Origin of the sequence: Allobosea sp. RAF48 (genome assembly GCF_052114025.1) — a bacterium.
Classification (GTDB): Bacteria; Pseudomonadota; Alphaproteobacteria; order Rhizobiales; family Beijerinckiaceae; genus Allobosea.
Genome location: NZ_JBFRDZ010000004.1, coordinates 143,699 through 158,687, shown reverse-complemented (window position 1 = coordinate 158,687; position 14,989 = coordinate 143,699). Strand labels below are relative to the sequence as shown.

The window sequence follows — 14,989 nt, the reverse complement described above, 5'->3', positions numbered from 1 at the left end:
TCGCATCTGCTGAACTCTGCCTTCACGGCGCTCGAGAACCCGATGATGCCCATGGGGGTCGCACACGGAATGACCACGGCCCCCGCGAAAGCGGCAGCGACAGGCGAGGGAGAGTTCTGGCGAGAAGACCGGAACGCGCTGCTGCGACGACTTCGGTCGACTCCGGTTGGCTTGAGCGACGGCGAGGCGGCGGAGCGCCTGCGCAGCGGTGGCCCCAATCTCGCGGTGACCAGCCTACGGCGCGGGCTGCTATTCAAGATCGCGAAGCGGCTCGTCGAACCTCTGATCGCGATCCTGCTGATCGCTGCGCTGATCTCGGGCGCGACCGGCGACTGGCAGAGCCTGCTCATCATTGTTTTGATTGTTCTGGTGTCGATCGCCCTCGATGTCGTGCAGGAGACACAGGCTGAGAACGCCGTCGACGCGCTGCGGCGCACCGTGGCGGTGCACGTCACGGTACTTCGGAGTGGAAAAGCTGTCGAGATTCCGGTGCGGGAGGTCGTCCCGGGCGACGTTGTCGCCCTTCATGCCGGCGATCTCATCCCGGCCGACGGACTGATCCTCGAAAGCCATGATGCGATGGCTGACGAAGCGGTGCTCACCGGCGAGCCTTTCCCTGTCGAGAAACTGGCGACGCCGTCCGACCGGGGCAACGACGGAACCAATACAGCACTGTTTGGTGGAACCAGCCTTGTCTCGGGTGATGTCCGCATGCTCGTCGCCGCGACGGGCGCCGAAACGCGGTTGGGCGCGATTGCTCGCTCGATGCAGGCGAGCGAGCCGCCCACCGCCTTCGAGCGGGGCGTCCACGGTCTCGGCATGCTGATCCTGCGCCTCACCGGTTTCCTGGTGCTGTTCGTCCTGCTGACGCAGCTCGTGCAGCACGGCTTGTCGATGGAGAGCTTCCTGTTCGCCGTCGCGCTGGCCGTGGGACTGACGCCCGAGCTGCTGCCTGTGGTGATGACGGTGACACTGGCGCGTGGCGCCATGCGGATGGCACAGCGCAAGGTCGTGGTGAAGCGTCTTTCCGCGATCCACGATCTCGGCGCGATGGACGTGTTGTGTACCGACAAGACTGGGACGCTGACGGAAGCGAGGATAGCCCATGTCGGGAGCTTCGGCTGCGACGGCACCGAAAGCGCCGACGTGACCGAGCTCGCCCGCGTCAACAGCCGCTTCTGCAGCGGACTGCGCAACAACCTCGACACTGCCCTGCTTGCCACCTCGGGAGAAGATGACGGTTCCTGGCGGTCGCTGGCCGATCTGCCGTTCGATTTCGAGCGGCGTCGTTCCTCGGTCCTCGTGGAGAGAGGCGGCGAGCGGGAGATGATCGTCAAAGGCGCTCCCGAAGCCTTGCTCGCCTTGTGCGACCGGTTCGAGCGAGCGGATGGCAAGGCCGTCAAGCTCGACGATGCGGCACGGGGCGGGATTCTCGCCCTCATCGATGCCAGGGGTGCACAGGGGCTGCGCCTGCTCGGTGTCGCCCGCCGATCCATGGCGCCGGGAACCGACACGCTGGTCCGCGAGGATGAGGCCGGGCTCGTCTTTGCCGGGTGTGCTGCCTTTGTCGATCCACCCAAGGCCTCGGCAGGTGTGGCGGTCCGCCAGCTCGCGGCGGCCGGCGTGTGCGTCAAGGTGATCTCGGGAGATGCGGCTCCCGTCGTCCGGCATCTCGCCGAAACTCTGGCGCTCCCGTCGCGTGGCCTGATGACTGGGGAGGAGATCGCGGCATTGGGTGACGCCGCGCTTGCTGCCCGCGTGCGAGATATCGACCTGTTCGTCCGGATCGCGCCGGAGCAGAAGGCGCGCATCGTGCTGGCGCTACGCAGGGCAGGGCACACGGTCGGCTTCATCGGCGACGGTATCAACGATGCGCCGGCGATCCACGCCGCCGATGTCGGCCTCTCGGTCGAGGGCGGTACCGAGGTCGCGCGCGAGGCGGCGGCGATCGTCCTGCTCGCTCCCGATCTCGGCGTGCTCGCGCAGGGCATCGCCGAAGGCCGGCGCACTTATGCGAACATCATGAAATATGTCCGCATGGGCACGAGCTCGAATTTCGGCAACATGCTCTCGATGGCGCTCGCTTCGATGGTGCTGCCGTTCCTGCCGCTCAACCCGCTGCAGATCCTGGTCAACAACATGCTCTATGATCTCTCGGAGACCGGCATCCCGTTCGACGAGGCCGATCCTGGCGATCTCGCGCGGCCGCAGCATTGGGACATGGGTGCGGTCCTGCGTTTCACGCTGGTGATGGGGCCGCTTTCGTCGCTCTTCGACGCCGCGACCTTCGTATTGCTTCTCGGCGTCTTCGGTACGGGCGTGGATGCGTTCCGCACCGCCTGGTTCGTCGAGTCGATTCTCACGCAGATCCTGGTGATCTTCGTCATCAGAACCTCGGCACGCTTCTGGCGCAGCCGGCCGCACCGCTTTCTCGTCCTGACCTCTCTCGGCGCGCTCGCCGCCGCGCTGGCCCTCGCCCTGACACCGCTCGGCCGCCCCTTCGGCTTCGTGCCGCTGCCGGCCCCGATCCTGGCGTCGATCCTGGCGATCGCGCTCGTCTATCTCGCGCTGGCGGAGGCGTTGAAACCCCTTGCCATGAAGGCTTCGCGGGGCGCTCGCGGCCCCGCTTCGCGGCATCCTGCCGGTCATCGCAGCCGGCTAGGCCCGTTCTGAGCGGGGGGCTCCGGATCGGGCTCCATCGTCGGGGGGAGGGGGGCCGGCAAGCGCCTGGACGACAAGATCGTACTTCACCATGGTCATCGCGAAACCGCGGCCCCAGTCGACGATGTCATTCCAGGGATCGACGATCCTGCCGACCGCGGACAGGAAGGTGACGACGGTGGCGATCTCGGTCCGGCCGTGCACTACCAGCACGCTTCCGATGCCCAGGACGAGGAGGCTGCCGACGGACGTCGTCAGATTCATCAGGAAGTTGAGCGAGAACTTCACCTTGAACACGCCCATGTCGACGGTGAAGACCTCGTCCAGGCGCTGCGCGCCCCTCTCCCAGGTGCCGGGAGACAGCATCTCGTCGCCGAAGCGCCGCAGCAGCCGGGTCCGCTGCGCGATGCGCCGGTTGATCGCGCGCTGCATCATTGGAATGAAGACGAATTGCGGCGCCAGGATCAACAGGCTGGCCGCCATCATCTCCAGATCGAGCGCAGCGAGATAGATGAAGACGCTGATCAGGAAGCCGGCCTCGACGATTGGAAGGCTGAGGCTGGCACCGACAAAGCCGCCGATGTCGTCCGCCTCCGCCAGGATCATGGCGAGGCCGGTTCCGTTGGCCAAGGAGGGATTCTGCTCATCCGCTTGCGCGAGTCGCCGGGTCACCACGAGGCGCAGGTCCTGCGTCGCGCATTCGCCGAGCCAGGCGCGATAGATGTTCATCGCCAGCTTCGCCAACCCGTAGACGATCAGGATGGTGCATTGCGCCAACACGAGCGACAGGATGACGGCGATCGGGCCCCGGTGTACCGCCGTGTCGATGATGCGTCGCTGCGTCTCGATCGGAGCTGCGTTGAGCAGGGAGACCGCGACGGACAGCGCACAGACCGCCGCCTGATGCCATCCGCCGGATATCAGGACGAAACGCAGCAAGGACGGTGGCGGCTCCGGCGCACTGGCTCCTTCCCGCGGGTACTTGGAAGGCCGGGCGAAAGCCGCGGCGATGATGGCGCGCAGCCTCACGGCACCAGGACCGCGGCGCCCTGCAATCGGCCGGCACGCAGATCGGACAGGGCCTCGTTCGCCATTTCGAGAGGATAGGCGGTGGTTTTGGTGACGATCCCGGCCTGCCGGGCGATTCCCAGGAACTCGGTTGCATCCGCCCGGGTGAGGTTGGCGACCGAGACGAGCTCTCGCTCCTGCCAGAGCAGGTCGTAGCCGAAGCTCGGAATGTCGCTCATGTGGATGCCGCCGCAGACGACGCGCCCGCCCTTGGCTACCGCGCTCAAGGCCAATGGAACGAGCGCCCCGACGGGAGCGAAGATGATCGCCGCGTCGAGAGGCTCGGGCGGCTTGTCTTCCGAACTGCCGGCCCAGCACGCTCCAAGCGCGCGCGCATGGGCCTGCGCCGCTTCGTCGCCCGGGCGCGTGAAGGCGTAGACTTCGCGGCCCTGCCAATGGCAAATCTGCGCGAGGATGTGAGCGGCAGCCCCGAATCCGTAGAGGCCGACCCGCCGGGCCGCGCCGGCGCTACGCAGGCTCCTCCATCCAATAAGCCCCGCGCACATCAGCGGCGCGGCCGCGACCGGATCGTCAAAGCCGTCCAGCGGAAAGACATAGGCCGCGTCGGCGATGACATGAGTGGCGAAGCCGCCATCGCGCGTGTAGCCGGTGAATTCCGGCTCGTCGCACAGGTTTTCCCGAAGGCTGCGGCAATAGCGACAATGTCCGCATGTGTGCCCCAGCCAGCCGAGGCCGACCCGCCGGCCGAGCAGCTCGCGCGCGATGCCGTTGCCGATCAGATCGACCCGGCCGACGACCTCGTGCCCCGGCACGCGCGGGCATTTCAAGCCGGGCAATTCACCGTCGACGACATGCAGGTCGGTGCGGCAGACTGCGCATACCTCGATCCGGATGCGCAGCTCCCCGGGCGCGGGCACTGGATCGGGGCGTCGCTCCTCGACAAGCGGTTGACCCGGAACCTTCAGAACCATCGCTCTCATCGGCTTCTCCGGCCAGCGCGCAACGGAACGGTACCGGCGCTATACCGAGCCGGCCTTGATCAAGCTCAAGGAGTATATGGCTCTCAGGGTGCATGTTTGCGAACCGCTTCTGCCGGTTTGACGGCAGTCCGGGGCGACCTTTGCTACCGACTGCCGCTTCGGCATCATGACATCGAACGGCAAAGGCTGCCGGATGAGCCGTCCGAGCTGACCGGCGAGGCGCAGCTCGGACGGGCTCGAGGGCGCCTCTCAGGCCGCGGCCTTCTGGGCGCTCGTCCAGTTCGACGCGTACTGCGTGCTGATCCCGGTCCAGGCGTCCATGTTCTGGCGGGCGAGCGTGGACAGTCTCTCTGCCTCGTCGGCGTAAGCGCCTCCGACGCCTTTGGCGAAATCCTGCTGGGCGTCGACCGCCTGGGCGATCTCCTTGCAGCGACCGAGCTTGGCGCAGAATTCCGCCTGGGCCTGCATTCGGCGCCCCATGAAGGCCAGGACTTCGGAGACCATGGCGAACTGGGCTTCCCAGATCTTCTGCGGCAGCACGGTTGCCGAGCCGAGCTGGGTTTTGACGATCTGCATTCCTTCATTGATCATCGCTGTGGCCCCGATCTGGTCGGCAGCGAGGGAGTCGGAGACAGGCTTCATCGTAGGCATGTGAACCTCCTGATTGTCTCGGCCGCCTGAGCTGCGGCAGTGCGGAGTTTCCTCGGGCCGCGTCGCCCGGTCCTTGACACATCGCAAATTCGGGCGCGGGCCGAGGTTTTTTGATGGCTTCATTCAGTGCCGGCATCTTGATGTACCGCCTTGCGGAAGAAGGAGCCGAGGTCCTTCTCGTCCATCCGGGCGGTCCCTTCTGGCAGCGCAAGGATCTAGGCGCCTGGTCTATCCCCAAGGGCGAGCCGCAGCCGGGCGAGACGGCGCAGGAAACGGCGCGACGGGAGTTCGCAGAAGAATTGGGGACGGTGCCGACCGGCCCCCTGGTTGCGCTCGGATGCATTCAGCAACGGGCGGGGAAGGTCGTTGAAGCTTTTGCGCTGAGGGGCGATCTGGCGGCGGAGCAGGCTCGTTGCAGTAGTGAGGTCGAGATGGAATGGCCGCGCGGCAGCGGTCATATCCGCCGCTTTCCCGAGATCGACCGGGCGGCGTGGTTTTCGCTTCCCGAGGCCCGGCTGCGCATCCTGGAGGCGCAACGCGAACTTCTTGACCGTCTTGAGAGAAAGCTGGTCGACGAACGCGCGTGAGCGGCCTTGCTTTGAGGCCGCCCGATGGCTGCGCCGCCGGTGGCCTCTTCTCGCTAGCTGGTCGCTTTCTCGCTTCTTTTGACGCCCTGACAAGCGTCGTCGCCGCGCGGGGGAACGATCTGCTCGACATGTCCGCTTGGCCAGAACTTCATGACGCTGCCGTCATCGCGCAAGATGTAGGCAGGGATCAACGCGGAGTGGGTTCTTCGAATGCTTCGCTCTTCATGCTTCGTGAGTTGTGTCGCAAGCATGGCCGCTCCTCGACATCATCCAGCCAATCACCCGGATGCTTGCGATGATCTCGTGATCGCGGACGGGCGCTCTGGCATGCGGGGCCGTCTTCAGCTCGAGAGGCCGGCGCGGCGAGCAATCTGGTTCATGAGAATTTCAACTGCGCCGGCCGGCGAGGGCTTCCGGTCGAGTTAGGCCGCTTTGACCGGGATGACGTCTTCCTTTGGCTGAGCCTTGGCCCGCCGCGGCACGGTGATGCTCAGAACGCCATTCGCATACCGAGCCTCGATCTTGTCCGCGACGATATCGTCCGGCAGCCGGAACGAGCGAAGGAACGAGCCGTAGTGCCGCTCGGAGACATAAGCATCTTCGTCCTTGCGCTCCTTTTCGCTCTTCTTTTCTCCACTGACCGTCAGGAGCCCGTCCGAGAGTTTGACCTGCACGTCAGCCGGCGCCATGCCCGGGAGCTCCGCCGTGATCTCGTAGAGCGTGTCCGTCTTGGAAACGTCGACGGCAGGGACGCTCCCCCAGCGTTCGAAGCGGGGCAGAGACAAATCGAGGGATAGCGGAGCCGCAAAGGGCCGCCGGCCCGGACGGAAGCCGAAATTGTCGAACAATCGATCCATCTCGCTCCAGAAGCGATCGAATCCGACCAATTCGGATTGAGGGAGGCCAGGCTTGCGCGTTTCGCTTTTGATCGGGAGTTTGGTTGGTGCTTCTGCCATGATCGCCTCCTGTGAGACTTGGCGGGCGGCGTCACTCCGCGGATTGCGCGCTCGCGCCGCTCGATCGAAGCCCGGCGCGTGGCACCCTGCCAGCCGGGGACGATGAGTGATCCAAACACGCATCGATGTCCGCCACTTTGAGAGAAATCAAAAAAACGCCGGCTCGGAAGCTCAGGGATACGGGCTGGCGGGTTGCGAGATGACGGCGATCCGGCTCCGTCTATTTCCTCGACGTGGGCACCATCTGACCACCTGGGCCGGAACCCGACTATTGGCTCGCGTTCGGAGGTCTGCCTGGCCGGGAGCAGACGACGGGCCCCGCGTCGGCCGTGGGAGGCCACGGCGATAAGGCTGCGGAGGCGGAGTGCCGCGCGCAGCGGCCATCCTGCAGCGGCGATCGGTTTGATATGGCGCAAATGCCGGCGCTTAAATCTGGAGTATCAATTATCGAACGCTCTATCGTCCGCGGAGGTCGCCCATGAAAACGGCAATCAAACACGGGCGGGAATCCTGCAGGTCAGACCCGCCTAGCTTCACGATCGAGACAGTTGAAGACTACGCGCTCGTCAAACACCGCATCAAGGCGCTCTCGGTGCAGGATGGGAGCAGTTTCCGCGAGTTGGAAGCGCTCAAGGAGGCGGTCCGCGACTGGGAAATGCAGCATCCCAACAAGAGACAGGATTGATGATAGACTGCGAACAAGGCGCGCCTTGACCGGAAGCGGCGGTAGATTCTGTCCTTCCCGACCCTACTGGCAATCGCGAGCCGCTCCACGGAGGTGGCCGCGTGGGCTGGCACCGGCTTTCTTTGCATCGCACGCCAGCTGTCAAACGGCCTGCGAAGCCGCATGCGGAACCACGCAAACTGGAGAGCCGCAGCCCCACCGGTAGCTGCACGGCCACTTTCTCCTGCAGGCAGGGAGCGCAGCTCTGAAGCTTTCACGTCCTTCGCGCCTGGCCGCCAAGGGGGTATTCTGGATTCACTCCCGGCGCTGCCGGATCTGCGAGGCCATGTCGCTCGTTATGGCTATGCGGAGCCTCGCTGCCGGAGTTGGGGGCCGGCTCTCAGGAGTGAACCGATGTCCGGACATGCTCTTTTGACTGCGCAGACCGTCGAGGACTGCATCATCGACCAGGGCTGGGAGCGCTACACCGCCGAGGACCGCGCCATCTGGGGCGTGCTGTTCGAGCGTCAGCTGCGGACCCTGAGGGGCCATGTGTGCCAGGAATATCTCGACGGCCTCGCCGCGCTGGGCATCGGCCCCGAAGGCGTGCCGAATTTCGCGCGCATGAACGAACGGTTGCGGCGGCTGACCGGCTGGGAGGTGGTGGCGGTGCCGGGGCTGATCCCGTCGCGCCCCTTCTTCCAGATGCTTGCCAACCGCCAGTTTCCGGCCGGCACCTTCATCCGCAGCCGCGAGCAGCTCGACTATCTGGAGGAGCCCGACATCTTCCACGATGTCTTCGGCCACGTGCCGCTGCTGACCAATCCCGCCTATGCCGACTACATGAACGAATATGGCCGTATCGGACTGGTCGCCGTCGAGACCAAGGGGGTGAAGTTCCTCGCCCGCCTCAACTGGTACACCATCGAATTCGGGCTGATCCGCAAGCCCGAGGGCATCCGCATCTACGGCGCCGGCATCGTCTCGTCCTTCGGCGAGGCGAAATACGTGGTGGACGACCCCTCCGCCCACCACCTGGCTTTCGATCTCGAGCGCGTGCTGCGCACCGGCTATTACATCGACGATTTCCAGGCGACCTATTTCGTCATCGACCGCTTCGAGGACCTGTTCGACCTGCTCAGGGGCACCGATTTCACCAACCGCTTCGAGGAGTTGCGCGCCTTGCCGGCCCACACGCCCTTCGACATCCTGCCGCAGGACGTGGTCATCCGGAAAGGCACCGGCCATTTCTGGCGCGATTTCCCGGCAGCGAAGACGAAGCTGAAGTGAGGTCTAGTCCGACGCCGGCCAGCTCTTCGAGCGTGGCAGTGCCGGCCTCGAAGGGCTTTTTTGGGGGCGAAACAAGAACCGTTCTCACAGGCATACCAAGGCCGAACGAAGCGCGGAACGAGCGCCAACAGCTCGGGGCGGCCCGAGCCAGTCCGCGTTCGAGGCGCGGCTTGCTCGGGAAAGGCAGCCTGAAGCCTATCGGTGATGACCGACCATGCGCAGGAAGGCTGCGAGCCTCGGACAAGCGGCGGCATGCGTCAGCTCTGCTGGCCTGCCGCGCTCGATCACCCTGCCGGCTTCCATGAACCAGATTTCGTCGGCGACCTCGCGAGCGAAGCCGATCTCATGCGTGACGCAGATCATGGTCATGCCGGCCGCCGCGAGCCGCTTCATCGCGGCCAGCACCTCGCCTACCATCTCCGGATCGAGCGCCGAAGTCGGCTCGTCGAACAGCATCACCGCCGGGTCCATCGCCAGCGAGCGGGCGATGGCGACGCGCTGCTTCTGTCCGCCCGAGAGCATGCCGGGCATCTCGTTCGCCTTTTCGGTCAGGCCGACGCAGGCGAGTTCCTCCATGGCGCGCTCATGCGCTGCCGCCTTCGACATGCCGCGCAGCTTGGTCAGGCCGAGCGTGATGTTGCCGATCGCGGTGAGATGCGGGAACAAGTTGTAGGCCTGGAAGACGAAGCCGACTCGCCGGCGCAGCGCGTTGATGTCGAGGCTGCGGGCCGCGACGTCGGCGCCGTCGATCAGCACGCGCCCGCCCTGGATCGTCTCGAGCCGCGTGACGGTGCGGATCAAAGTCGATTTGCCCGAGCCGGAGGGGCCGACCAGGACCTTCACCTCGCCGCGGCGGACCTCGCCGGAGACGTCGGCCAGCACCTGCAGCGCCCCGAACCATTTGTCGACGTTTTCGAAGCGGATCATGCTTGCCTCACGCCGCGATCACGATGCCGGGCGTGCCGCCACGGCCGGCCGAGATGCGCCGCCCGATGAGGCGCGCCAGCGATGTCAGCGCGAAGCAGAGGGCGAAATAGGTCAGCGCCAGGATGCCATAGACCTCGAAGGGCTGCGTCAGCAGGACATTGTTGACCTGGGCGGCCGCGAAGGTGAGTTCGTGGGCGCTGATGACGTAGCCGAGCGAGGTCTCCTTGATGGTCGAGACGAACTGGCTGACCATGCTCGGCAGCATGTTGTGCAGCGCCTGCGGCAGCACGACCTGGATCGTCGTCGGCCAGTAGCGCAGGCCGAGCGAGGTCGCCGCCTCGACCTGGCCCTTCGGCAGGCTCTCGATGCCCGCCCGGATGATCTCGGAAAGATAGGCCGCCTCGTAGACGACGAGCGCGATCACCAGCGTTTCGACCCCGCCGACCGCCCGGCCGATGATCAGCGGCGATACGAAATAGGCCCAGAAGATGAACATGACCAGCGGCAGGCCGCGCACCGTATGCACGATCACGGTCGCCGGCAGTCGCAGCCAGCGACAGGGGCTCAAGCGGGCGAGTGCCAGCGCGATGGCGAAGGGAAAGCACAGCGCCAGCGAGATCGAGGCCATGAACAGCGTCATGGTGAGGCCGCCGATCGGCCCGTGCGGATACTGCCCGACCAGGAAGAGCAGCCAGTTGTTCTGCAGGATCTCGAGCATCAGCGCATCTCGAGCTTGAGGCGGTGGCCGCACCAGCTGCCCAGCGCCATGATGCCGAAGGAGATGGCGAGATAGATCGCGGTTGCGACCGCGAAGGCCTCGAAGGTCTTGAAGGTGTAGCTGTCGACCTCGCGGGTCCGATAGGTCAGCTCGCCGACGCCGATCGCCATGGCGAGGCTGGTGTTCTTGAACAGGAGCAGCGTCTGGTTGATCAGCGGCGGCACGGCGATGCGCAGCGCCTGCGGCAGAACGACATAGCCCATTGCGCCGAGATAGCCGAAGCCGATTGAACGGGCGGCCTCGTACTGCACCTTCGGGATCGAGCGGATGCCGCTGCGGATATCCTCGGCGACATAAGCCGCCGCGGCGAGGCCGAGCGCGACCGCCGCCAACAGGAATTCGCCGTGATGGGCGTTGATCCATTGCCGGGCCGGGCGTGGCAGCAGCGAAGGCACGCCGAAATACCAGACGAAAAGCTGGACCAGCAGCGGCACGTTGCGGTGGTACTCGACATAGAGCGCCACGAACCAGCCGAGCGGCGGGAACGGGATCATCCTGATGAGGGTCAGGACGATCCCCATCGTCATGGCGAGGCACCAGGCCACCGCCGTCAGAGCCAGGGTGGTGGCAAGCCCGGTCAGGAACCAGTCGAGATATTTCCCGCTCAGCACGCTGCCGAGATCGAAGACATAGGTCATCGACTGGTTCCCGAGGCGCCGCTGCAGATCAGCCCTTGATCTCTTCGATCTTGTAGTCGCGCTGGATGTTGAAGGCGGTGTCCGGCCCGAACCACTTCGAGAAGGTCTTGTCGATCTCGCCCGAGCCGGTGGCCTTCGCGAGGGTCTCGTTGACCAGAGCCTTGAAGGCCGCCTCGCCCTTGCGCAGGCCGAGCCCCCACGGCTCGACGAAGAGCGACTTCTCGACCACGATCATCGGCACCTTGGACTGCTTGGCGAGCTTCACCAGGATCAGTTCGGAGGCGCAGAAGGCGTCGACCTTGTCCTGCGTCAGGGCCAGGAAGGCGGCGGAGGTGTCTTGGAAGGTCACGGTCTCAGCGGTCGGGATCAGCCGGCGCACGCCCTGCTCGGAGGTGGAGCCCTTGAGCGCGGTGATCTTCTTGCCGCCGAACCCTTCGATCGTCGTAATGCCCGACTCCTTCGTGGTCAGCAGCTTCTGCTGGCTGACGAAATAGGAATAGGAGAAGTCGATCTGCTGGGCGCGCTCAGGCGTATAGCCGAGATTGGCGGCAAGGATGTCGACCCGCCCCTGCAGCAGTTCCGGGATGCGGGCCTCGACCGCGATCGTCTTCAGCTCGAGCGGGACGCCGACCGCCTCCGCAACCTTCTTGCAGATGTCGACATCATAGCCGACGATCTCGCGTGTCTGCGGATGCTGGAAGGAGAACGGCTCGGAGGTGCCGAGCGTGCCGCAGATCAGCTTGCCACGCGCCTTGATGTCGGCGAGCTGGTCGGCCTGGGCGGTGGCCGCGAGGCCGGCGGTGAGGACGGCCGCGAGGCCGAGAACCGAAAAGACCTTCATCCTTATCCCCTTGTTATGGTCGTTGCAGAGCTTCGCTTGCCCGCTTCAGGCGCGCGCAGGCGTCCTCGATCGTGGCGAGCGAGGTCGCGATCGACAGGCGCAGATAGGGCGAGAGCCCATAGGCCGAGCCGTCGAGGACGGCGACGCCCGCCGCTTCGAGGAAGTAGAGCGCGACGTCGAGATCGCTCTGGAGCACCCGCCCGTCCCCCCGGCGCCGGCCGATAAGGCCGGCGCAACTCGGATAGACGTAGAAGGCGCCGTCGGGCTTCAGGCAGCTCATCCCGTCGATTGCGTCGAGCAGCTCGACCGCCCGGTCGCGTCGCTGCCGATAGGCGGCGCGCGCCTCCTCGACGAAGCTCTGATCGCCTTCGAGCGCTGCCGCGGCCGCTGCCATGCACATCGAGGCGGCGCCGGAGGTCGTCTGCGACTGGATGACGTTCATCGCCTCGACCAGCGCCTTCGGGCCGGCGCCATAGCCGATCCGGAAGCCGGTCATCGCATAGGTTTTGGAGACGCCATTGACGAGGAGGGTGCGCTCGCGCAGCTCCGGCGCAATCGCGATCGGGCAGACCGGCTCGCCGTCGTCGAAGCGGATATGCTCGTAGATGTCGTCGGTCATTAGCGCCACCTGCGGATGGCGCTTCAGGACCTCGGTCAGCGCCGTCATCTCGGCAGCGGCGTAGAAGGCCCCGGTCGGGTTCGAGGGCGTGTTGAGGATCAGCCAGCGCGTGCGCGGCGTGATTGCGCCCTCCAGCGCCGCGGCGGTGAGCTTGAAGCCGGCATTCTCGCCGCAGGCTACTGTCACCGGCGTGCCGTCGCAGGCGAGCACCATGTCTGGATAGGACACCCAATAGGGCGTGGGGATGACAACCTCGTCGCCTTTGCCGATGGTTGCCGCCAGCGCGTTGAAGATCACCTGCTTGGCGCCGCTGCTGACGACGATCTGGTCGAGGGCGTAGCTGACCCCGTTCTCTCGCGCGAACTTGGCGACGATCGCCTTGCGCAGGCGCACCGTGCCGTTGACCGGTGCATAGCGCGTCTCGCCGGCGGCCATGGCGGCGTTCGCAGCCTGCTGGATATGGGCAGGGGTGTCGAAATCGGGCTCGCCGGTGGTCAGGTCGATGATGTCGTGCCCCTGCGCCTGCAGCTCCTGGGCGCGCCGGCGCGCCATCATGCTGGGCGAGGGCTTGATCCGGCTGACGCGCGCGGAGAGTGAGATCGCAGGCGCGGTCACGGCGCGGCCTTCTCGGCACCCATATAGAAGGTGTCGACGCGTCCCTCCGCGATCGCGGCGAGCGCGTTTGCCTCGCGCTCTTCCTGCTGGCGCACCAAGGCGAGGAGCTCGGCCGCATCGGCGCGATCGAAGGCGACGACGCCATCCGTATCGCCGACCACGACATCGCCCGGCATCACCACCATGCCGTCGATCGCGATCGGCACGTTGATCTCGCCCGGCCCGCTCTTATAGGGGCCGCGATGCGTCACGCCGCGGGCGTAGCAGGGGAAATCCGATTGCTGGAACGCGTCGACGTCGCGGATCGCGCCGTCGATGACGAAGCCGGCGACGCCCATCTTGCGTGCGCGGCTCATCATGATCTCGCCGACCAGGGCCTGGATCAGGTCGCCCCCGCCATCGACGACGAGGACATCGCCCGGCCGCAGCACTTCGTAGGCGCGATGCAGCGTCTGGTTGTCGCCGGGCCTGGTCTTGACCGTCACTGCCGTGCCGAGGAGCCGGCCGGAGCGATGATAGGGTCGCAGCGACTTGGTCCCGTGCAGGCGGTTCATCACGTCGGAGATGATCGAGACCGGAGCGTCCCGGAAACCGTCGAGGATCGCGCGGGGGACGGCGAGGCCGCTTGGATTATTGCGATGACCGATCAGCGGCATGGAAGATTCTGTCCCGTAGGGAGTCATTACAGAAATTATGTGACATGGTGCCGATGACAGAAAGCGAATATATTTCTCGGCATCGATCGCTTTTCTTCATTAGGAAACGCGGCGGCAGAGAAGGCGGGGAGAGCGATGCCAGCGAGCCTGAGGCAGATCGAGGCCTTCTACTGGACTGCCCGGCTCGGCGGCTTCACCGAGGCGGCGCGCCATCTCCATCTGGCGCAATCGACCGTATCGAAGCGGATCATCGAGCTCGAGGCCGTGGTCGGTGGGCCGCTCTTCGACCGTGCCAGCCACGTCCTGCGTCTGACGCGGTCCGGCGAGGCGAGCTTGCCGATCGCCGCCGAGCTACTGGCGCTGGAGCCGCGCTTCCGCGAGGCGGCTGGGGGCGCCGCGACACTCTCGGGCCCCTTCCGCTTCGGCACGACCGAACTCGTCGCCCTGACCTGGCTGCCCAAGCTGATCGTCGCGATGAAACAGGATTATCCCAATGTCGTGCCGGTGCCCGAAGTTGCCGCCAGCGTCGACCTGTTCGGCAAGCTCGGCGCCAACGAGCTCGATCTCGCCATCGGTCTCAACCCGCCGCAGCGCACCGACTTCGCCATGCTGCCGCTCGATTCCGTCCAGCTCGAATGGGTGTCGGCGCCTGGGTTCGGCCCGCAGGAGGACGTGATCCCGCTGGGTGAGATGGCGAAGTACCCGATCCTGAGCCAGACTTATGGCTCGGGACTGCAGAAGCTGGTGCTGGATTGGGCGGCTGCCAACGGGCTGCAGTCCAATCGCGTGGTCCAGTGCAACAGCCTGAACGTCCTGGCGGCGCTCGCCGCGGCCGGGCTCGGCGTCACCTTCCTGACCGCCAGCCATTTCGGCTCGGAGATCGCCCGCGGCCGCCTGCGCGTCATCAAGACCGAGCCGCCGATCCCGCCGCTGCGCTACTACGCCGTGCATCGCAAGGGCGATATTTCGCCATTGGCCGAGCGCGTCGCCGCCATCGCGCAGCGATGCTGCGATTTCACCGCTCGCAGCCTGCCGAGCGATTAGGCGTCGGGTTGCACGCCAGCGCGGCGTGCCCGCAGCTTGGAGACGTCAGCCCG

The 14,989-nt window shown here is 65.8% G+C and carries 16 protein-coding genes; 5 read left to right on the top strand and 11 right to left on the bottom strand.

Annotation, left to right across the window (positions count from 1 at the left end):
- Positions 1-69: 69 nt before the first annotated feature.
- Positions 70-2,673 carry a magnesium-translocating P-type ATPase gene (mgtA, locus tag AB4Z10_RS09635; protein ID WP_441470172.1) on the top strand — a complete coding sequence of 868 codons (2,604 nt, stop codon included), beginning with the start codon at positions 70-72 and terminating at the stop codon, positions 2,671-2,673.
- Here mgtA and AB4Z10_RS09630 read toward each other — a convergent pair.
- The 3 genes from AB4Z10_RS09630 to AB4Z10_RS09620 all read right to left on the bottom strand — a co-directional run bounded on the left by AB4Z10_RS09630 (position 2,659) and on the right by AB4Z10_RS09620 (position 5,321).
- Entirely contained in the window at positions 2,659-3,600 is a 942-nt protein-coding gene (locus tag AB4Z10_RS09630; protein WP_441470171.1) for an ABC transporter ATP-binding protein, read from the bottom strand. The two genes, mgtA and AB4Z10_RS09630, sit on opposite strands and share 15 nt — an antisense overlap.
- 86 nt (positions 3,601-3,686) lie before the next feature.
- Positions 3,687-4,670, bottom strand: coding sequence for a zinc-dependent alcohol dehydrogenase family protein (locus AB4Z10_RS09625; RefSeq protein WP_441470170.1), 984 nt, complete (start codon positions 4,668-4,670; stop codon positions 3,687-3,689).
- 249 nt (positions 4,671-4,919) lie between these two features.
- Positions 4,920-5,321: a phasin family protein gene (locus AB4Z10_RS09620; RefSeq protein ID WP_441470169.1), complete on the bottom strand. Its 402-nt coding sequence runs from the start codon at positions 5,319-5,321 to the stop codon at positions 4,920-4,922.
- Between the two features lie 113 nt (positions 5,322-5,434).
- Between AB4Z10_RS09620 and AB4Z10_RS09615 the strand changes: the two genes are divergently transcribed.
- On the top strand, positions 5,435-5,908 hold the full coding sequence (locus AB4Z10_RS09615; protein ID WP_441470168.1) for an NUDIX hydrolase: 474 nt from the start codon (positions 5,435-5,437) through the stop codon (positions 5,906-5,908).
- A gap of 53 nt (positions 5,909-5,961) precedes the next feature.
- Here the strand turns inward: AB4Z10_RS09615 and AB4Z10_RS09610 are convergent, their stop codons facing one another.
- Both AB4Z10_RS09610 and AB4Z10_RS09605 read right to left on the bottom strand, forming a co-directional pair.
- A complete protein-coding gene (locus tag AB4Z10_RS09610; RefSeq protein ID WP_441470167.1) occupies positions 5,962-6,159 on the bottom strand; it encodes a hypothetical protein in 198 nt (65 codons plus the stop codon).
- 171 nt (positions 6,160-6,330) lie between these two features.
- Positions 6,331-6,987 (bottom strand): Hsp20/alpha crystallin family protein, encoded by a 657-nt coding sequence (locus tag AB4Z10_RS09605; protein WP_441470166.1) that lies wholly within the window; start codon positions 6,985-6,987, stop codon positions 6,331-6,333.
- Between the two features lie 355 nt (positions 6,988-7,342).
- On the opposite strand from AB4Z10_RS09605, the gene AB4Z10_RS09600 reads away from it, so the two are divergent.
- Both AB4Z10_RS09600 and phhA read left to right on the top strand, forming a co-directional pair.
- Positions 7,343-7,549 carry a hypothetical protein gene (locus tag AB4Z10_RS09600; RefSeq protein WP_441470165.1) on the top strand — a complete coding sequence of 69 codons (207 nt, stop codon included), beginning with the start codon at positions 7,343-7,345 and terminating at the stop codon, positions 7,547-7,549.
- A 393-nt stretch (positions 7,550-7,942) separates the two neighbouring features.
- The gene (gene phhA, locus AB4Z10_RS09595) at positions 7,943-8,818 is read left to right on the top strand and encodes a phenylalanine 4-monooxygenase (protein WP_441470164.1); all 876 of its coding nucleotides are present in this window, start codon (positions 7,943-7,945) and stop codon (positions 8,816-8,818) included.
- Between the two features lie 195 nt (positions 8,819-9,013).
- Here the strand turns inward: phhA and AB4Z10_RS09590 are convergent, their stop codons facing one another.
- From AB4Z10_RS09590 to AB4Z10_RS09565, 6 genes are read right to left on the bottom strand one after another with little or no spacing between them, the layout of a single operon-like run.
- On the bottom strand, positions 9,014-9,745 hold the full coding sequence (locus AB4Z10_RS09590; RefSeq protein WP_441470163.1) for an amino acid ABC transporter ATP-binding protein: 732 nt from the start codon (positions 9,743-9,745) through the stop codon (positions 9,014-9,016).
- A gap of 7 nt (positions 9,746-9,752) precedes the next feature.
- The gene (locus AB4Z10_RS09585) at positions 9,753-10,463 is read right to left on the bottom strand and encodes an amino acid ABC transporter permease (protein ID WP_441470162.1); all 711 of its coding nucleotides are present in this window, start codon (positions 10,461-10,463) and stop codon (positions 9,753-9,755) included.
- Positions 10,463-11,161, bottom strand: coding sequence for an amino acid ABC transporter permease (locus AB4Z10_RS09580; RefSeq protein WP_441470161.1), 699 nt, complete (start codon positions 11,159-11,161; stop codon positions 10,463-10,465). Before AB4Z10_RS09580 ends, AB4Z10_RS09585 begins: the two co-directional genes overlap by 1 nt.
- 28 nt (positions 11,162-11,189) lie before the next feature.
- Positions 11,190-12,002, bottom strand: a complete 813-nt coding sequence (locus AB4Z10_RS09575; protein ID WP_441470160.1) for an ABC transporter substrate-binding protein — start codon at positions 12,000-12,002, stop codon at positions 11,190-11,192.
- Between the two features lie 13 nt (positions 12,003-12,015).
- On the bottom strand, positions 12,016-13,236 hold the full coding sequence (locus tag AB4Z10_RS09570; RefSeq protein WP_441470159.1) for an aspartate transaminase: 1,221 nt from the start codon (positions 13,234-13,236) through the stop codon (positions 12,016-12,018).
- Positions 13,233-13,892 carry an RraA family protein gene (locus AB4Z10_RS09565; RefSeq protein ID WP_441470158.1) on the bottom strand — a complete coding sequence of 220 codons (660 nt, stop codon included), beginning with the start codon at positions 13,890-13,892 and terminating at the stop codon, positions 13,233-13,235. Before AB4Z10_RS09565 ends, AB4Z10_RS09570 begins: the two co-directional genes overlap by 4 nt.
- Before the next feature lie 135 nt (positions 13,893-14,027).
- On the opposite strand from AB4Z10_RS09565, the gene AB4Z10_RS09560 reads away from it, so the two are divergent.
- Positions 14,028-14,936 carry a LysR family transcriptional regulator gene (locus AB4Z10_RS09560; protein WP_441470157.1) on the top strand — a complete coding sequence of 303 codons (909 nt, stop codon included), beginning with the start codon at positions 14,028-14,030 and terminating at the stop codon, positions 14,934-14,936.
- The last annotated feature ends 53 nt before the right edge of the window (positions 14,937-14,989 follow it).